The sequence below is a fragment of the Micromonospora sp. HNM0581 genome, assembly GCF_012726175.1.
Taxonomy (GTDB): Bacteria; Actinomycetota; Actinomycetes; order Mycobacteriales; family Micromonosporaceae; genus Micromonospora.
The window spans coordinates 124,720-142,985 of record NZ_JAASAD010000012.1 but is presented as its reverse complement, the minus strand read 5'-3'; the positions used below and the strand labels follow the sequence as shown (position 1 = coordinate 142,985).

General features: G+C 72.9%; 13 protein-coding genes. 7 read left to right on the top strand and 6 right to left on the bottom strand.

The annotated features are described in order from the left end of the window. Positions 1–145 precede the first annotated feature (145 nt). On the top strand, positions 146–382 hold the full coding sequence (locus HCA58_RS16100; protein ID WP_240956294.1) for a hypothetical protein: 237 nt from the start codon (positions 146–148) through the stop codon (positions 380–382). A gap of 41 nt (positions 383–423) precedes the next feature. Here the strand turns inward: HCA58_RS16100 and HCA58_RS23180 are convergent, their stop codons facing one another. Together HCA58_RS23180 and HCA58_RS16090 are read right to left on the bottom strand one after the other, a co-directional pair. Further along, the gene (locus HCA58_RS23180; protein ID WP_346776006.1) at positions 424–984 is read right to left on the bottom strand and encodes a hypothetical protein; all 561 of its coding nucleotides are present in this window, start codon (positions 982–984) and stop codon (positions 424–426) included. Positions 985–1,138: 154 nt separating this feature from the next. Next, complete coding sequence (locus HCA58_RS16090) at positions 1,139–1,747, bottom strand: DsbA family protein (RefSeq protein WP_169598652.1); 609 nt, start codon at positions 1,745–1,747, stop codon at positions 1,139–1,141. Between the two features lie 227 nt (positions 1,748–1,974). Here HCA58_RS16090 and HCA58_RS16085 point away from each other — a divergent pair, with 227 nt between their 5' ends. Genes HCA58_RS16085 through HCA58_RS16070 form a run of 4 tightly spaced genes read left to right on the top strand, consistent with a single transcriptional unit; the run spans position 1,975 to position 10,350 of the window. After that, complete coding sequence (locus HCA58_RS16085) at positions 1,975–3,543, top strand: TIGR02677 family protein (protein ID WP_169598651.1); 1,569 nt, start codon at positions 1,975–1,977, stop codon at positions 3,541–3,543. Further along, positions 3,540–4,931, top strand: coding sequence for a TIGR02678 family protein (locus HCA58_RS16080; protein WP_169598650.1), 1,392 nt, complete (start codon positions 3,540–3,542; stop codon positions 4,929–4,931). Before HCA58_RS16085 ends, HCA58_RS16080 begins: the two co-directional genes overlap by 4 nt. Before the next feature lie 11 nt (positions 4,932–4,942). Next, the gene (locus HCA58_RS16075; RefSeq protein WP_169598649.1) at positions 4,943–9,067 is read left to right on the top strand and encodes a TIGR02680 family protein; all 4,125 of its coding nucleotides are present in this window, start codon (positions 4,943–4,945) and stop codon (positions 9,065–9,067) included. Next, positions 9,064–10,350, top strand: coding sequence for a TIGR02679 family protein (locus HCA58_RS16070; RefSeq protein WP_169598648.1), 1,287 nt, complete (start codon positions 9,064–9,066; stop codon positions 10,348–10,350). Before HCA58_RS16075 ends, HCA58_RS16070 begins: the two co-directional genes overlap by 4 nt. A 312-nt stretch (positions 10,351–10,662) precedes the next feature. Here the strand turns inward: HCA58_RS16070 and HCA58_RS16065 are convergent, their stop codons facing one another. Next, entirely contained in the window at positions 10,663–11,241 is a 579-nt protein-coding gene (locus HCA58_RS16065; RefSeq protein WP_169598671.1) for a TetR/AcrR family transcriptional regulator, read from the bottom strand. Positions 11,242–11,395: 154 nt separating this feature from the next. Between HCA58_RS16065 and HCA58_RS16060 the strand changes: the two genes are divergently transcribed. Continuing rightward, positions 11,396–12,415, top strand: coding sequence for an aldo/keto reductase (locus HCA58_RS16060; RefSeq protein ID WP_169598647.1), 1,020 nt, complete (start codon positions 11,396–11,398; stop codon positions 12,413–12,415). 90 nt (positions 12,416–12,505) lie between these two features. Here HCA58_RS16060 and HCA58_RS16055 read toward each other — a convergent pair whose 3' ends face one another. The 3 genes from HCA58_RS16055 to HCA58_RS16045 all read right to left on the bottom strand — a co-directional run bounded on the left by HCA58_RS16055 (position 12,506) and on the right by HCA58_RS16045 (position 15,776). Then, positions 12,506–14,713: a hypothetical protein gene (locus HCA58_RS16055; RefSeq protein WP_169598646.1), complete on the bottom strand. Its 2,208-nt coding sequence runs from the start codon at positions 14,711–14,713 to the stop codon at positions 12,506–12,508. 5 nt (positions 14,714–14,718) lie between these two features. Then, entirely contained in the window at positions 14,719–15,342 is a 624-nt protein-coding gene (locus tag HCA58_RS16050; RefSeq protein ID WP_169598645.1) for a response regulator transcription factor, read from the bottom strand. A gap of 77 nt (positions 15,343–15,419) precedes the next feature. Further along, positions 15,420–15,776 carry a hypothetical protein gene (locus tag HCA58_RS16045; protein WP_169598644.1) on the bottom strand — a complete coding sequence of 119 codons (357 nt, stop codon included), beginning with the start codon at positions 15,774–15,776 and terminating at the stop codon, positions 15,420–15,422. Positions 15,777–15,990: 214 nt separating this feature from the next. On the opposite strand from HCA58_RS16045, the gene HCA58_RS16040 reads away from it, so the two are divergent. Next, complete coding sequence (locus HCA58_RS16040; RefSeq protein ID WP_240956292.1) at positions 15,991–18,258, top strand: BTAD domain-containing putative transcriptional regulator; 2,268 nt, start codon at positions 15,991–15,993, stop codon at positions 18,256–18,258. The last annotated feature ends 8 nt before the right edge of the window (positions 18,259–18,266 follow it).

Genomic DNA, 18,266 nt, shown 5'->3' with positions numbered 1-18,266 from the left:
CCCCCGACTCGCGGCAACATCAAGCTGCACCCGCAGGACCCACAACGTTCCAGCTGATCTTCGGCAAGCGATCGCAGCGAGCCCGCGAAGCGACCGGCACGCCACGCGGGAAGGCAGGATCGTACTCGACCACGGCGACGGTCACATGACCACAGCGCGGCTATCCGAAGGCGCGTTCGGCCTGATGACCAGCGACGCCAGACTCGAGGGCGGCAACGCCCCTGACCTGGTCAGCTATGACGTCGACGGGACGGAGATCGACAGGCGTCCGCTGTTCCAGGCCGAGGACCAACTGGAGCGCTGCTATGCGGGCCGGGACGGGAAGCGGATCTACGGCAAACCGACCAGCGACTGCCGTCCTGCCGAGCAGTGGGGGCGTTAGCCATGATCGGAGGCCTGGCCGCTGCCTGCGGCGTAGGGTCGTCACTCGCGGGTCAGCCCCGGTGGCAGCGCATCTTCGTCCGGTTGAATTTGGCGGGCATTGACCACGGGGTCGCGTTGGAGGGCGTGGATCACGGGTGTCGGGCCGCCGACGCAGGTCCAGGTGTCGTCCCAGAGCGCGGAGACCAGCCATGACCGGTCGGCGGGGAAGAACAGATCGGGTAGCGCGCCGTGCGGGTGGCGGATGTGACCACCGGTGCGCCAGGTGAGGGCTTGCTCGGGGCCGGCCTGGACCAGCACGTACGGACAGTTCCAGTAGAGGAACACCCTCGGGGCGTGGGGGAAGACGACGTCGTGGGCGCCGGTGTCGAGGTAGGAAAGCCACCACGGCTGGTCGGAGGTGTGCGTGGTGAGGTCCTCGATCAGGGCGTGCTCGTAGGCGGCGGCGGTGACGTCGTCGACCTGGTACGTGGTGGCGTAGGCGTCGAAGACCGGCGGGATGGCGGTGGTGATCGAGACGCCGGCAGTGGTGTGCCCAGCGATCCAGCTCACGTCGGCGGCGACGCCGATGCGCCAGTCCCGCCCGTCCTTGGTGACCTGCACATCGCTATTCAACCCGCTGTAGCGACGGTTGGCGTGGGAAGCAGGCTGGTACCGCACATCGTGTCCGGGATGCTGGCCGGCGACGGCGGCAGGCTCAGGGTTGCCGCGCCCGCTCCGACGACGCCAACCGGCCCAATGAAAGAACGCTCGAGCACTACCCGCCGAATCGCGGCTCTGCGTGCGGCCCGCCCTTGAGCTCATGGAAACCGGACACCGAGGCGACCAGGACGGCGCCGTCGAAGAGCCGGCCCGCCTCCTCGCCGCGGGGGATCCGGGAGATCACCGGACCGAAGAAGGCGACCCGGCCTGCGTTCGCCGCCTCCGTGGCAACGACCGGGGTGCCAACGTGCTCACCGACCAGGGCGATGCCGGCGGCATGCGAGGCACGGACCACCTCGTCGAACTCATCCGTGCCGGCGACCGCCGCCAGTTCATTCGGGAGTCCGGCGTCGACCAGGACGTCCTCGAAAGCGGCCCACTTCCCACCCGCATGCACCCGGGTCCCGTATGCGGTGTAGAAACGGGCCAACCCGTCCTGGCCGTACCGCTGCTCCACAGCCGCGCAGACGCGCACCGGGCCCCACAGGTATCCCTCGGTGTCGCCCTCGGGATCGACCGGCCGATGCTCGTTGAGGACCGAGAGGCTCATGATGTGCCAGCGGATGTCGAGTGGCCGTACCGTCGCCGCCTCGATGATCCATCGAGACGTGATCCATGTATACGGGCAACTCGGGTCGAACCAGAAGTCCACCGTCTGAGTCATCGTCGGGCATCCTCCTCGCGCGCCGTTCTGCAGGACCGCTCCGCCACCGTACGCGCGAGACGGCACGGACGGGAAGGAACTCCAGCGCGCCGGCCCATGGTGGTCTGTTGCGGCAGCTGACCAAGGCGCACGTTTCACGATCACCCCGGAGTCCGCTGCTGCCTCGCACGCCGGGCCGAGGCCGGCTGGGTAGGGTGGGTAGCCGTTCGCGTCCCGTGAGGAGAACGATGACCGCGCAGCCATCCAGGCCCACGTTCGGCCTCGACGACTTCGGGCTGGACGACCGGATGCGGCTGTTCGGTTACGTGACGGCGGAGAACCGGTTCGCCTATCTGTGGCTGCTGCGGGCGTTCGACTCGGCACGGTCCAGCTACCACGTGGTGCTGCACACCTCCGACGTGGCCGCCGCGCTGGCGGCGCTGCACGAGACGGACGCCGACTGCCCGGACCCGGCAGGGCTGGAGCTGCCGCGGCTGCTCGACGCCCTGGTGGAGTGGGGGGTACTCGACCGGGGGCAGGACGGTTCCCGGGCCACGACGCTGGCGGAGTACCGCAACCGGCACTCGGTGTACCAGTTCACCGAGGCCGGATACCGGGCGCACCGGGCGGTGGAAGCGGTGCTGTCGGCGAGCATGGACGACTCGACGCTGTCCCGGCTGGTCTTCGCCGACCTCCTCGCCGACCTCAACGCTCTCGCGGTGGCCAACGAGGCCGGGGACGCCGAGGAGGTCTACCGCAAGTTCAACCGGCTGGACCGGGCGTTGGCCGATATCGCCGAGCGGGCGGCCCGCTTCTATCACATGTTGGGTGACCTGGGGCGGACCAACGACGTACGGCCGGAGGTGTTCCTCGGCCACAAGGACGCCCTGCTGGCGCACCTGCGGGACTTCCACGACGAGTTGCAGCGGTACACGCCCCGGCTGCGCACGGCGGTACACGAGGTCGAGGCGACTGGTCTGGACCGGCTGATCGAGGCCGCCGCCGAGGCCGACGAGCGGCTGTTCCACACCCCGGTGCAGCGGCTGGAGGACTGGCGGCGGCGCTGGGCGGGGCTGCGGTCCTGGTTGGCGCCGCCGGGTCCGGAGCAGCCCAGCGAGGCGGACCGGTTGTCGGACGCCACCATCGCCGCGATCGGTGACGTCCTGGCCCTGCTGCGCCGGGTCACCGAGGCGCGCCGTGGCGGGGTTAGCCGGGAGTCGCAGCTACGGCACCTGGCCGCGTGGTTCACCCACACCGGCACCCAGGAGGCCGCGCACGCCCTCTTCGACGTCGTATTCGGCCTCGGTGCTCCGCGCCACGCCGGGGTGGCGCACCCGGATCCGGAGGCGATCGCCAGCCGGTTGTCGTGGTGGGAGGCGCCGGCGGTGGAGCTGTCCCGCACGCTGGTGACCACCGGCCGGGCACCGGGGCAGGGCCGGGGACGGCCGGCCCGGCTGGACCGGGTCGACGAGCGCCGGCACCGGTTGCGCGGCGACCAGCTCGCCCGCGAGCGCCGGTTGGCCGACGCGGCGACGGCGCTGGCCGACGTGGGCATGGACGATCACCGGTTGGACGGGTCGCAGACCCAGGTCCTGCTGCGCCTGCTCGACATCGCGCTGGCCGCCCGGGTGGGTGGCCGGGCCGGGGTGCCGCTGGCGGCCGCCGCGCACGGCGTGCGGCTTGCCCTCACCCCGACGCCGGGCCGGTTCACCACGGTGCGCACCACCGAGGGCCGGCTGCATCTGGACGGGTACGCGTTGACGGTCACCGCCGCGCAGCACACTGCGGTCCGCCGTCCCGAGTTGGTGCCGGCGTGACCGCGGCATCCCACGCTCCCCGGCCGGCGGTCCACCGGTTCGCCGTCGACGTCCCGGAGTGGGAGTTGGCCGACTACCAGCGGGCGGTGCGGCTGGTCCTGCGCCACCCGCTGATCACGGCGACGTGGCCGGACGAGCGGGCGCTGCCCCGGGTACGGCGGTTCTCCGCCACCCTGCGCCGCGATCTCGCGGAGGCGTTCGGGTACCGCCTGGAGTTGCACGGTGCCACAGCCCGGCTGGTACGGGCGAAGGACCGGCTCGACGGCACCCAACCGGCGGTGTCCCGCACCGGACGGCCGTTCGACCGGCAGCGCTACGCGTACCTGTCGTTGTGCCTGGCGGTGCTGGGCCGCGCCGGGATCCAGATCACCCTCAGCGAGTTGGCCGACTCGGTGACCGGCGACGCGAACCGGATCACCGGGCTGGGGTTGGATCCGGATCACGGCCCGGACCGGCGGGCGTTCGTGGACGCGGTCGGCTGGCTGGAGGAGCGGGGTGTGCTGCGCCTGGCCGACGGCTCCAGCGCCGCCTGGGCCAGTGACCCGGGCGCCGGGGAGGCGCTGTACGACGTGGCGCGGGACGTAGTGTTCGCGCTGTTCCGGCCGACCCGGGTGCTGCAGCACATCGACTCGGTGTCGGCCCTGCTGGACCGGGCGATGAGCAGCAGCGGCAACGCCGAGCGCCGGCAGGCGGCCCAGGCGGGCCGGCGGGTGGTGGTGGAGTCGCCGGTGGTCTACCACGCCGACGTCGACCCGGCGGTCGCCAACCATCTGCGCGGCGCCGCACTCGCCACCGACCTGGCCCGGCTGACCGGTCTGCGGGTGGAACGCCGGGCCGAGGGCGTGCTGCTGGTGGACACCGCCGGGTTCACCGCGGAGCGGTTCCCGGGCACCGGCTCGGTGGCGCAGGCCGCGGTGCTGCTGGCGGTGGAGATGGCCGACCGGGTGGCGGATCCCGACGGCCGCCGAGTCAAACGGCTGACCCCGCCCGACGGGCACGCCCGGCAGCAGGCGCTGGCGAGCCAGATCGACGCCGGTCTGCCCACGGCCACCCTGGTACGCCTCGACGACGCCAGTCCGGACGAGCACTGGACTGTCGAAGGCGTTAGCGGCCCCGACGAGGCCGACGGGGCAGGCCGGTTGCCGTTCATCACCGACAGCTTCCTGCGTACCGCCGTCGTGGGGATCCTTCAACGGTACGGGACCGCGTTCGGAGCCCAGTGGCACGCCGACCCGGACCGGCTGCGCGCCGAGGCGGTCGCGCTGCTGGAACGGTTCGGCGCGGTCACCGCCGTGCCGGGCGGGGTGCTCGTCCGGCCGCTGGTGGGGAGGTACCGCCACACCATCGCCACGGTCAAGCCCCGCGCCACCTCCGAGACCCTGTTCTGAGGAAGTCGATCGTGATCGAGCAACGCGCTGTCCGCCGGTTCGCCCCCACCCGGGCCGGGATCATCAACCTGTGGGACTACCGTGACGAGGAGTTCAGCTTCGTCGACGGGTGGCTGGTGCTGCGCGGGCCCAACGGATCCGGCAAGACCAAGGCGCTGGAGGTGCTTTTCCCGTTCGTCCTCGACGGGCGGATCGAACCGCGCCGGCTCAACCCGTTCGCCAGCGAGGACCGGACGATGAAGTCGAACCTGCTCTACCGGGGGCAGGAGGTCAGCCACGCGTACGTGTGGATGGAGTTCGGCGATGGCGACCAGTACGTGACCGTCGGCATCGGGTTGCGGGCACACCGGCACGTCGACCGGGTCACCCGCTGGCACTTCGTGGTCGACGGCCGGGTCGGGGTGGACTTCTCCCTGCTGGACGCCGACGACCGGCCACTGACCCGCCGCGATCTGATCGACCGGCTGGGTGCCGAGGCGGTGCGGGACTCGGCCGAGGACTACCGGCAGCTCGTTGACGCCCGGCTGTTCGGCCTCGGCCTGGCCCGCTACGAGCAACTGCTGGACCTGGTGCTGACCCTGCGCAAGCCGCAACTGGCCAAGGACCTCAACCCGGTCGAGCTGTCCCGCACGCTGCAACGGGGGCTGCGCCCGGTCGAGGACCACCTGCTGGTGGAGGCCGCCCGCTCGTTCGACGACATGGAGGCGGTCGCCCGTACCCTCGAAGGGCTGGTGGCGGCGGACGGCGCCACCGCCGCGTTCCTGACGGTGTACTCGACCTACCTGCGGACCCACGCGCGGGCCGCCGCCGACGCCCTGACCGCCCGCCGCGACGCGGTCACCAGCCGGTCGACCGCACTCGGCGACGCCCGACACGCGGCCGGCGCGGCGGCCGAGGCGGAGTCCGCGGCGGGTCAGCGGCTACGGGCTGTCGAGGGCGAGCCCGGACGGCTCCGCGCCCACTTGGACAGTCTGAAGGCCTCGGCGGCATACCAGTCTCACGAGCAGCTCGCCGACCTGCAGCGGCACGTGCACGACCTGGCCGAGGCGGCCGGGCGGGCCGACGAGGCCGTCGTCGCCGAGGAGAGCGCGGTGGCGCGACGGCGTACCGAATCAGAACGGGCGACGGTCGCGGCTCGGGACACGCGGACGGCGGCCGACCGGCTCGCCGACGATCTCCTGCTCGACGCCGAGGCGGCCGGGATCACCTGGAGCGCCGACGACTCCGCCCTCGACGACCTGGCGGCCCGGATCACCGCGCGGGCCGCCGGCCGCCGCGACGACGTGCGCGCCGTCCGCGCGCAGGTGGCGCGGCATGACCAGGCCGACCGGGACCACGCCCGGGCCGCCGCCGACGCGGCCGGCGCCACCGCCGCCGTCGCCGACGCCGAGCAGGCCGAGCGGCGCGCCGAGGACGCCGTCGCGCAGGCCCGCGCCCAGCTGCGTGCCCAGCTCGAGCAGTGGGCGCAGGGCAATGCCGGGCTGCTGGCTGACATCGCGGGCCCGGACCTGGCCGCCGGGCTGAGCGCCGCCGTGGACACCATCGGCGAGCCGGGCGCGCGGATCCTGCGCGAGGTGTACGGCGAGGCCACGGCCACCGCGGTGGCCCAGCGGCGGGACCGGCTCGCGGCGATGGCGGCGCAGCGCGCGGCGTTGGCCGACCAGCGGGCCGAGGTGGCCGCCGAACGGGACCGGATCGCGGCCGAGCACGACGATGCGCCACCCGTTCCGGTGACCCGGCCGGCGCCACGTGCCGGCCGGCCCGGCGCGCCGCTTTGGCGGCTGGTGCGGTTCGCCGACGGGGTGAGCGGCGCGGACGCGGCGGCCGTCGAGGCGGCGCTGCACGCGGCCGGGCTGCTGGACGCCTGGCTGCACCCTGGCCCCGGGGCCGCGACGGCCGCGCTGGCCGGCGACGACCTCGACGGCTACCTGCTGCCGCTGCCGCCGCACCGGCGGCCCGCCGGGGCCACCCTCGCCGACGTGCTGGCCCCCGAGGAACAGGACGACGTGCCCGCCGCGCGGATCACCGAGGTGCTCACCTCGGTGGCTCTGGCCGACGTGACCACGCCCGACGCCGCGCCGGTCATCGGTGTGGACGGCCGGTACGCCCAGGGCATCGTCGCCGGCCGCTTCGCCAAGACCTCCTGCGAGTACATCGGCGCGACCGCCCGGGCCATCCGCCGCGCCGCCCGGGTCACCGAATGCGACCGGCTGCTGACCGTCATCGATGCCGACCTCGACGCGGTGGACCGCGACCGCGCGTCCGTCGAGGCGCTGCTAGCGGCGGTGGAGGCGGCCGCCGCGCACCTGCCGGCACCCGCGCCGGTCTACACCGCGCTACGCGAACTGGACCGGGCCGCCGCGACGCTGCGCGCCCGGCAGGAGGCCAGCGCGGTCGCCGCCGCCCGCCTCGACCAGGCCCTGGCCGAGCGGGCCGCCGCGGCGGCCGCGCTGCGCCGGAGCGCGGCGGAACGATCGCTGCCGGTCGACCGGCTCGACGACACCGCCGAAGCGGTGAGCCGCTTCGAGAAACGAGGGGTACGCCTGGAGGGCGCGCGGACCGCCGCCGTGCGTGCCGCCGAGCAGGAGGACCAGGCCCGGCAGCGCCACGACGAGGCAGTCGACCGGTTCACCGCCGCGGCGGAGACCGCACGCACCGCCCGCAGACGGCACCAGGAGAAGGCGGAGGCGTACCAGACGTTGCGCGACAGCGTGGGCGCCGACGCGGAACGGGTGCTGGCCGACGTGGCCCGGACGGCCGACGCGATCATCGAGGCGGAGCAGGCCGTCGAGCAGGCCCGCAACCAACTCGGCGCAGCCCGGGAGCGGCGGGTCGCCGCGCTGACCCGGGTGGAGCTGGGCGAGCAGGCCCTGGTTGCCGCCGTCGCCGAGGCGCAGCACGACGCCCAACGGTTGCGCCCTTATGCCCAGCCGGACCTGCTGGGTTTGTTGCGCTGCCCCGCCGACCTGCGCTGGCCGGCGCTGACCCCGGACGACGAACTGCATCCGCAGGTGGCAGCCCTGCACGAGGCGATCCTCACCGCCACGCGGGAGCTGAGCCCCACCGAGACGTCGCTGAAGCAGAGCGCCACCCGGCTCACCACCGCGCTGACCGAGCTGCAGGCGCAACTTCCCGCCGCCGGCCTCGACCACCGGCCCGAGTGGGACACCGACGACGGGGTGATCGTGGTGCGGGTCGCCGACGAGCAGGGCCTCGCTCCTGTCGCCCACTTCGCCGACCGGATCGCCCGTGAACGTCGTGACCAGGAGCAACTGCTGACCGACTCCGAGCAGCGGGTGCTGGAGGACGCCCTGCTCGGGCAACTCGCCCGACAGATCCACCACCGGACCATCGAGGCCCGCGACCTGGTGGCGGCGATGGACAGCCAGATGCGCGCCCGGCGCATGTCTTCGGGGCTCACCGTCGGCGTCGGCTGGCGGCTCGCCGACGACCTCGACGCCGAGCAACGCGACGTCTGCAAGCTCCTCGAACGCGACCCGGCCCGGCTCGGGCCGGCCCAGCTCACCACCATGCGCCGGCACTTCGCCGCCCGGATCAAGACGGCGCGGGCCGCCGCGCCCGAACGGCCCTACCGGGAACTGCTCGGCGACGTCCTCGACTACCGGCAGTGGCGGACGTTCGCGTTCACCCTCCACCGCCCCGGCGGCGGCACGGAGGCGCTGACCCGGGCCCGACACAGCCAGCTCTCCGGCGGCGAGCAGTCGGTCTCCCTACACCTGCCGCTGTTCGCCGCCGCCAACGCGCTCTTCGGCTCGGCCCGACCCGACGCACCCCGGCTGCTCGGCCTCGACGAGGCGTTCGCCGGCGTGGACGACACCGGCCGGGGTGAGCTGATGGCCTTGGCGAAACAGTTCGACCTGGACCTGTTCATGACCGGCTACGACCTCTGGGCCACCCACCCGGCGGTCAGCGGCGCCGCCCACTACGACCTGTCCCACTCGGCCGTGGAACACGCCGTGTCCACCGTGCTACTGGTCTGGGACGGCTCGACCAACATCGCCGACTTCGACGGAACCCTGGCCCGCGCGCTCGGCTCCCCGGAGACCCGCCGCGCCCCCGGTGATCAAGCCGGAACCGACCGGACCGGTGTCCTGCTCGACCTCACCGACGAATGACTGACGGGCACGGCGAACGGCCGTCGGATCGGGCCGCCGCACACCCGTCGCTGGTGCCGGCCGGGCGGGACCTGCCGGGCGGCCCGGTAGATCTCGTCGAGCAGCCCGGCTGGCGGAGATTGCTGGCGGCCGCCCGGCGCAGCCTGGAACGCAGCGGTGGCCGGCTCGACACCACCGTGACGCTTTCCGTTCCCACCGACGACGAACGTCTCGTGATCATCGGCATCACCGGCATCCACCGCTCGGCCGCAGCGGCCCGCCTCAGCATCCGACTCGGTGAGGTGGACGAGCACCTGCGCGGCGCGCACGGAGTCGGCCTGGTCGAGGTGCTCACCATGACGGCGCCGCTGCGCAACCGGCCGTCCGACCGGACACGCGAGTCGGTGGCCCGCGATGCCGTCCTCGCTGCGGCCCACGAGGGCCGACACGCCGGCACCGCCTGGTACGCCGAGTGGCTCGACGGGCTGCGCCGCGACGGCACCCTGACCCGCATCGTCCGCGCCGGCCTGCCGTTCGAGGACGTGGTCCGCGTCCTGGACGCGCTGCCCGCGGCCGACGAACCGATTCCCGTCTTCGCCGACCGGGTGCTGGACGACACGAAGGCCCTCACCGGCGGTCCGCTGCGCGGGCTCGTCCTCCGTGCCGTCGCCATCTGGCAGCAGACGGCGCTGCCGGTCGACGGCGAGCGGGAACGGGCGTTGTGGGAATCGGTTGGTCTAGTCCCGGACGACCTCGCCAGCCAGGTGCTGGTGCTCAACGTACGGGCCACCGGCGGGCTGGTCGGGCGGTGGCTGACGGAGGCCGCGCAGGCGGGTGTTCCGATGCGGGTGACCCTGCACCAACTGCGCTTGGCACCGCTCACCCTGGACTGCAACGAGGTGTACGTCTGCGAGAACCCCGCGGTGCTTCGCGCGGCCAGCACAACGCTCGGCGCCCAGGCCCCACCGCTGATCTGCACCGAAGGAGTGCCGTCGGCCGCCGTCCACACACTGCTCGGCGCCGCTCACGGGGCGGCGATCCGGTGGCGCAACGATTTCGACTGGACCGGCGTACGACTGACTGCGGCGGCTCTCCAGCGGTATCGGGGCGTGGTGCCGTGGCGGATGACCGCAGCTGACTACCTGCCGAGGGCGGGCACCGGCACGGCACTGATCGGTACGCCCACCCGGACACCGTGGGACGAGTCGCTGGGCGAGTCGATGCGGCGGACCGGCCGCGCGGTGATGGAGGAGCGGCTGCTCGACCTGCTGATCGCCGACCTGCGCGTGACCGGAGCCGGGTAACGGCGGGCAGGAGTTGACCGACCTGCTGGATGCCGTAGGTCGAAGCCGCAGGCCCGCGTATCGAACACGGAGGTAGCCGCAGATCGAACGAGCGCGCTGCTCGCCTCTGTGAGCGATTACCAGGTCTACGCGTTGCGGTGTACCTGGCCCGCTACCACGTCCTTCCCGCTACCCGATCGATGCACTCACCACCGAGCTGGCCGGCGGACCCGTCGACACCACCGGAGCCGGCAGCCACCTCGCCACCCGCATCCGGGCCGAGCATCATCAGCCGCCGCAGCCCGAGATCCGATCACTGACCGGCAGCGTCACCTAGCGGACACGAAGCCCGGCGACGAGGAGCTCGACCAGGCGGCGTGTGTCGTAACGGGGATCGCTGCCCGCACCGATGCACAGGTTACCAACGCCGCGTAGCAGCCCGTAGGCGTCCATGTCGGTGCGGATCTGGTCGGCGGCGACGGCGGCGTCGAGAAGCTGATCGCAGACCGGGACGAGCCGGTCGATGAAGTAGGCGTGCAGGGTCTGGAAGGCGGCGTCGTCGGACTGGAGCGCTGCGGCGAGACCATGCTTGGTGACCAGGAAGTCGACGAACAGGTCGATCCACTGCGCCAGGGCGGCGTGCGGGGTGTCGCTGTCGGCCAGCAGGGCTGGGCCCGCCTCGACGCAGGCTTCGATCTGGTGCCGGTAGACGGCGACGATGAGGTCGGCCCGGGTGGGGAAGTGGCGGTAGATCGTGCCCACGCCGACACCTGCCCTGACGGCGATGTCCCGCACGGGCACGTCGACGCCGGAGGTGACGAACGCCGCGGCGGCGGCGTCGAGCAGGGCCCTTTCGTTGCGCCGGGCGTCGGCCCGCTTACGCGGGACCGGTTGCTCGGAGCCGCTGTCCATGTCGACCACGCCGCGTTACCCCCGTCACTGAACTTGGCATTCGGAACGATGTTCCGTATGTTGGCTAACGGAACAACGCTCCGCTTGCGGAGCATACCGACCACACGGGCTGCCACCAACCGTGTGCCGCCGAACGCCAGAAGGAGAAACAGTCATGCGGTACCGCACCTTAGGTCGCACCGGTGTGCAGGTCAGCACCCTCGTACTCGGCGCGATGAACTTCGGCAGGATCGGCAACACCACTCAGGAGGACGCCACCGCCATAGTCGGCGCCGCGCTCGATGCGGGAATCAACCTCATCGACACCGCCGACGTCTACAGCGGCGGCCAGTCCGAGGAGATGGTCGGCAAGGCCATCGCCGGCCGCCGCGACGACGTCGTCCTGGCCACCAAGGCGACCCTGCCGATGGGCGACGACCGCAACCAGCGGGGCGGCTCGCGCCGCTGGCTGATCACCGCGCTGGAGAACAGCCTGCGCCGCCTCGGCGTCGACCACATCGACCTTTACCAGATGCACCGGTGGGATCCGACGACCAGCGACGAGGAGACACTGTCGGCGCTGACGGACCAGCAGCGCGCGGGAAAGATCCGCTACTTCGGCTCCTCGACCTTCCCGGCCTACCGCATCGCGCAGGCGCAGTGGACCGCCCGCGAAGGACGTCTGAGCCCATACGTGACCGAGCAGCCGAACTACTCCATCCTGCAGCGTGGCATCGAGACCCATGTGCTGCCCGCGACGCAGGACTACGGCATGGGCGTGCTCGCCTGGAGCCCACTGGCGTCGGGCTGGCTGTCCGGGGCGATCCGTGCCGGCCAGGAGATCAGCACGAACCGCGCGGAGTTCATGCGGCAGCGCTACGACATCAGCATCCCCGCCAACCGCGCCAAGCTCGACGCCGTCGAGCAGCTCGCCACCGTTGCCGACGAGACTGCCCTCAGCATGATCCAGCTCGCGCTCGGCTTCGTCACCGCACACCCGGGGGTGACCAGCGCCATCATCGGCCCCCGCACGATGGACCATCTCCACTCGCAGCTCGCCGCAGCGGACACGGTGCTCTCGGCCGACGTACTGGACGCGATCGACGCGATCGTGGCTCCCGGCGTCGACCTCGCGGCCCACGAGAAGAACGACACCCCGCCCGCCCTGCTCGAGCCGGCGCTGCGTCGCCGCTGATCACTTCGGCACTCCGGCGACCGAGCCCACCCTCTGGCTGCCACCCCAGCTCCGCGAAACGCCGGAAAGAAGCCTTCCCGAACTGCAGGATCAGCGGAAGCCGGGAAGGACGCCGAACCGGCTCAGGTCAGCCGCACCGGGCGTGGCGCCGGGCCGGGTTGCCGTCATCTGCGGGATCGACTGCCGCAGCGAGGCCAGCGCCAGGTCATCGAACGGCACGTGCTCGCGGTCAGGCTCGTCCGCAGCCAGTTCGCGGAGCAACAACCGGCCACGCCGGTCCGGTGCCGGCTCGGTGGCAGCCAGCAACCTGAACGTGGTTCCGGGCCGGAACAGCACACGGACGGGTACACCGTCGGCCGGTTCCAGTATCCGCGTGAGGCGACCACCGACCGACCAGATGAGTACGTCGACCGTGCCGGGCAACGCGACGGACCCGACAACGGCGTTGGTGAAGCCCCAGTCGGTGAGTGTCCGGTGGGTGGCGATCGTGCGCAGCCGGTCTGCGGTCAGATCGACGCGTAGCAGCGAGGGGCCACGGTGAACCGGCAGGCGGTCCAGACCGGCCGCCACGCACCGGGCGAAGCTGATCTGCTGGTCGGGTCGGCCCGAGCGCAGCGTCGCGTCGAGGCCGGCACCGGCCGGCGACAGGTAGAGGCGTACCGCCGCCGCATCGGCCGTGGCCTCGGGTTCTTCGCCGAGGATCCCGAAGACCTCCTCTGCGGCCTTGGTGGCCTGGTCGGCCAGCACGCGACGCAGCCATGCCCGGTCGGCCTCCTGCCGGTCGGGGTTGGGCACCGCCCAGGCTTCCGGGTCGGGCGGGCACTGCAGCGACAGCGGTTCGGCCGCCACCCCGCCGGCCTGTCCCGGCCTGGCCGACACGGCGCTCACGGGCCGGGAGGCGACCGGCCCGGCGCTGACCGGCACCGGCCCGGTGGGACGCACGACTGTCGGCGGCACCTCCGTCGGCGGCCGGAGCGGCACGTCCAGGCCCAGATCGAAGGCGGTGAACCGGTAGGTGACGTTACCCGCCACCGGGCGGTGAGCCGTTTCGCTCGCCGGGCCGGGGGTGGCCGTGATCCCGGAGGCGAGGTGCAGCACACTGCGCGCCCGGGTGGCCCCGTCCAGACGGGCCACCAGGTCGTCGGCGAGCTCCCGCAGCCGGGGCACCGAGGCCGGCTCGGCGTCGTCGACCACGACGGTGTGCACGTCGGGGTCGGCCGGGCGGGCCCGGACGCGGGAGGCATGCCGGGGCGGCTCCATCGGACGCACCCAGAGGCCCGACTGGATGATCTCGACCACCGCGTCGTCGGTGTAGCGGTGGACCCGGGGAGCGACCGCCTCACCGAGCACGTCGGGCGCCTGGTAGCTGACGATGTGCGGCAGGGTGGTGGTGCCCGGCCACGACCACGGCCGGGGCCGGTAGCCCAGTTCACGGACGTGGACCTGCCAGCCGTGCCCGCCGTCGCCGGCGACGGTGTGGATCCGGGGGTACGCCGGGTCGCCCACCGGCAGCCCTGCGTAGCAGACGACCGGGGTGTCCAGCGTGTCGGCGAGTGCCTGACCCAGCGGCGCACCGGCGGGTAGCCGGACCGGCCCGTAGGCGACGAACCGGGCCTGCCGGCGGGCGGTGCCGGGCAGCCGGCGCCAGAACCGGGCGACGTCGTCCAGCGGTAGCGGCGGGGTGTCCGGGCAGCCCAGCACCACAGTGAGCACCTGCGGTTGGCAGGGCACGCTCGCCGCCAGCTGCCGCCAGTGCCCGGCCACCACCGCAGCGTCGCGGATGTCCCGCAGCCACACCCCACCGGGTAGCGGCTCCACCACGCGGTACGCGCTGGTCGGCAGGTACGCGCTGGCGGCGCCGTCCCAGGCGGGGCCCGGGTACCGCTTGCCCAGCCAGGTCGGGGCGCGGCCCCGACGGTGGCGTACCCAGCCGCTGTCCTGCTCGGCGTGCACGAAGAGCACACCGGCCGCACCCGGGACGAGGTTCCCGTGCGGCGCCACCACCGGACGTCGGAGCCGGTCGGCGAGCCACTGCCCGGCCAGGGCCGCCACGTCCGGCCCCGCACCGCAGACGACCAGCCGGATTCCGCGGCGTCGGCGCGGCAGTTCGCGGGCCACGGCGTCCCAGAGGCCCACCGGTAGCGTAGGGTGCAGGTCGAGCAGGACGATGTCGTGGTCGGCGTCGCCGGCCATACCCAGGGCGAGTGACCGCGCCTCTGCGCTGATCCGGTCGCGGGCGTGCAGCACGAGAGCGTTGCCGACGACGTGTCGGCCGACCGCCGGCCCGGATCCGACCATCAGGTTCAGATCATCCCGGACCGCAACGCGTACGCCACGGCGTGCGACCGGTTACGTAGCTTGAGCCGATGGGTGAGGCCATAGATCACATTTTTGACGGTCCGCTCCGAGTAGCAGAGTTCCCCGGCGATCTCCTGGGTGTCCAGCCCGTCTGCCATCAGCCGCAGTACATCGACCTCACGCGGGGTGAGACCGGCGGCGTTGAGCCCGTTCGGCGCGAGCACCTCCCGCTGCAGCCGCTCGACGTGCTTCAACAGCTCACCGACCATGCTCGACGGCAGCACGCCGCCCCCGTTGGCGGCGGCCGACACGCTGTGCGCGAGCCGTTCCCCGCTGACCGCGGCGCGGGGCAGGACCGCCACCACCCGGTTCTCCACCGCCGTGAGCAGTTCACCATCGGTGATCTCGTCGATCACCAGGACGACCGGCAAACGGCTCTCCAGTGTCCAGCGGCGCAGTAACGTCACCGCGCTCGCGGTCAGCCGGGCGCTGGCGTACACGAGTACGTCGGCCTGCGCCCGCTCCTCGGCGGGCAGAAGGGCGATTTCCTGACGGGCCTGCAGGAAGCTGGCGAGTCCCGCGTGGCTGAGCGGATCCGACGCATGCAGGACCACTTGAATTCGTTCCACTGGTACCTCCGCGTGTCGTGGGCGCCACGACAGTTTCGGCCGGCGACCTTCAGAAAATCTCCACGCCCCGACCTGGGTCAGTGAAGCGGTCCGGTCGGTGGTGGGGCCCGCCGCGCCCGGCGCAGTGCCTCGATGTACTTCGGGATCTCCTCGGCGACCGTCTCCCACCAACCGGGAGTGAGTTGGTCGGCGAAAACGGCGTCGACCACCTCCGCCGCCACCTCCTCGGGGAGTTGACCGACCTGCGAGGTGGGCATCTGCCGCCAGCCCTGGATGACGCGTAGCCGGGCGTGGACCTCCGCCAGGAGGCGCTCCAGTCCGGCGATGGCGTCGTCGGCCTGGCTCGCGTCCAGGACCAGTCGCCCCTCTTCGGCGAGCGTACGGAAGAGTTCACCCGCGAACGGGCCGGTCGAGGTATCGGGGTGGGCCACCACCGGTCGAGTCCATCAGGCCGGTCGGGCCGTGGGGAACCCTTCGGGACGTTCGCTGCCCTCGCCTCCGCCTCGGCTTGCCCCGACTCCCGGTGCCCCCGGTGCTGCCGATCGTGAGCATCGCACGACGGACTCGTGACGTGGCGGCCATTCGGTGGCAGTCTGCTACAGGGACCGACTAGAAATAGTGCGTGAACGCTGGGTCGACGAGGTAACAATGTCCGAAGAATACGGTGGTTCCGGCGAGGCTGGTGGGCTGGATTTCCGGCTGCTCGGGCCCGTACAGGTTCGGCAGGGCGATGTGGAGTGTCCGCTGGGGTCGGCCCGTCGTACTGCCGTCCTCTGTGTACTCGTCCTGCACGCCGGCCAGGCTGTCAGTCGCAGCCGGCTGGTCGCCGCCGTCTGGGGTGACGACCCCCCGGCCAGCGCCACCGGCAACGTCTACACCTACGTCTCGACCCTGCGGCACCTGTTGGAGCCGAGCCGCGACCGGTGGGCGGGCGGTCGACTACTCACCTCGGGTGGCGGGATCTACCAGCTACACGTTGCCCCGGAGTCGGTCGACGTGGCCCGGTTCGAGGCGCTGCGGGAGGCGGCCCGCGCACACCGGGCCGCCGGTGATCCGGCCGCCGAGCTGGCCGCCGTGGAATCCGCGTTGCGGCTGTGGCGCGGTGTGGCGCTGGCCGGAGTGCCGGGACCGTTCGCCGAAGCCCAGCGGCACCGCCTGGCCGAACTGCGACTCGCCACCCACCAGCGGTACGCCGACCTGCTGACCGTCGCCGGCCGCCACGACGAGGCGATCCGGGTCCGGCACGACCTGGTCGCGACCCACCCCGCTACGGAGGGCCTACGCACCACACCGGCCGGCACGCTGCGGGCCGCCGGGCGTGGTACCGAGGCGGTACGCACACTCGGTGCCGATGCGGCTGACCGCCCCGGGACCGGTCCGACGAACGTCGGCGCCCCTCCGCGTCCCGCCCTGGTCGGTCGGCGCGACGAGGTACGGCGGCTACGCCAGGCCGCAGCGAGAGCCGCCGCCGGTCACGGCGGCAGTGTCCGCGTCGAGGGCGTCGCCGGCATCGGCAAGTCGGCCCTGCTCGCGGCGGCACTGGGGGGTGCCGCCCGCACCGGCTGGGCCGTCGCCGACGAGGTCGCCCAGCAGAGGCCGCTCGGCGTTCTGCTGGAGTGCGTCGGGTCCGCCCTGGCCGGTGAGCCGACCGGGGCGGCTCTGGTCACGCAGCTCGCCGACCTCGACACCACCGGCCCGGACACGGAGGTGGCGGACCGGGCGGTCGAGGTGATCCGCCGCGCCGTCACCGCCGCGCCAATCGTCCTGGTCGTCGACGATCTCCCGTGGGCCGATCCCCTCACCCTGCGGGTCTGGGCGAAGCTCGGCGCGCAGGCCAACCAGTTCCCTCTGCTGCTGGTGGCCGCCGCCCGTACCGGTGCGGCCGGGGTCGAGTCGGTGCCCGCCCACGAGCGCATCGAGTTGGCGCCGCTCGGTAGCGACGCTGCGACCGCACTGGTCCGGGCCACCACCGGCGAGCCGCCCGACCCTCAGCTACTCGAACGGATCCTCCACGACGCCGCCGGCAGCCCCTACTACCTGCGGCACCTCGCCGCCGCTGTGCCGGGCGACGTGGACCTGGCCGCCGTGGTCGACCCGCATCTCGCGCCGCTGCCCGAGCAGGTCCGCCACCGGCTGCGGGCGGTCGCCCTGCTCGCCGGGTACTGGCTGACGGCGGCGGCCGAACCAGCAGGCTGCACCTTGGCCGACCTGGCCGCGGTCACCGATCGTTCGCGATGTGACCTGCTCCGCACGCTCGGGCCAGCGCTGGCGGCCGGAATCCTCACCCGTGGCGGTGACCGGCTGGAGTTCCGGCACCCGATCGTCGCCCGGGCCCTCTACGAGGACACACCCGCCGCTCTACGGGGCACCCTGCACCGGTCCTTCGCCGAACGACTCGCCGCCTGCGGCGCGCCACCCGAACGGGTCGCCGCGCAGCTGCTCGCCGGGGAGGTACCGCTCGACTGGGCCACCAGCGAATGGCTGGCCGGGCACATCGAGCAGCTGGCCGAGCGGGCACCGCGGGTCGCGATCGCCGCACTGGACCGGGCCCGCACCCAGCCCGACCTCGATCCCACCCCACGGCTGTCACTGACCGCCTGGCTGGCCCGGCTGCTGCTGGGGCAGGAGCGTAACGCCGTGGCAGCGGCCAGCTGGGTCGCGGCCCGCACCACCGACCTCGATCTCGAAGGGGAGATGCGCTGGGTGGCGGCCTGTTCACACGAACAGCGTGGTGACTTCGAGGCCGCCGCCGACGTCGCCTGGTCGGCGCTGCGGGAACATCGGCTTCCGGCACACCGGACTGCCCAGCTCAAGGCCCTGCTCACCCGGGTCCGCCCGTACCTGCCCGGCGACCCGACCGCACCGCGCATGTCACGCTCGGCGCTCCTCGACGAACAGACTCCCGTCCTGCGGTGAGCCGCGCC

What these genes read in the sequence shown, in the direction of transcription:
- HCA58_RS16070 (WP_169598648.1), top strand. Translation starts at nt 9,064, where the DNA reads ATGACTGACGGGCACGGCGAACGGCCGTCGGATCGGGCCGCCGCACAC.
- HCA58_RS16065 (WP_169598671.1), bottom strand. Translation starts at nt 11,241, where the DNA reads ATGGACAGCGGCTCCGAGCAACCGGTCCCGCGTAAGCGGGCCGACGCC.
- HCA58_RS16060 (WP_169598647.1), top strand. Translation starts at nt 11,396, where the DNA reads ATGCGGTACCGCACCTTAGGTCGCACCGGTGTGCAGGTCAGCACCCTC.
- HCA58_RS16100 (WP_240956294.1), top strand. Translation starts at nt 146, where the DNA reads ATGACCACAGCGCGGCTATCCGAAGGCGCGTTCGGCCTGATGACCAGC.
- HCA58_RS16090 (WP_169598652.1), bottom strand. Translation starts at nt 1,747, where the DNA reads ATGACTCAGACGGTGGACTTCTGGTTCGACCCGAGTTGCCCGTATACA.
- HCA58_RS16040 (WP_240956292.1), top strand. Translation starts at nt 15,991, where the DNA reads ATGTCCGAAGAATACGGTGGTTCCGGCGAGGCTGGTGGGCTGGATTTC.
- HCA58_RS16085 (WP_169598651.1), top strand. Translation starts at nt 1,975, where the DNA reads ATGACCGCGCAGCCATCCAGGCCCACGTTCGGCCTCGACGACTTCGGG.
- HCA58_RS16055 (WP_169598646.1), bottom strand. Translation starts at nt 14,713, where the DNA reads ATGGTCGGATCCGGGCCGGCGGTCGGCCGACACGTCGTCGGCAACGCT.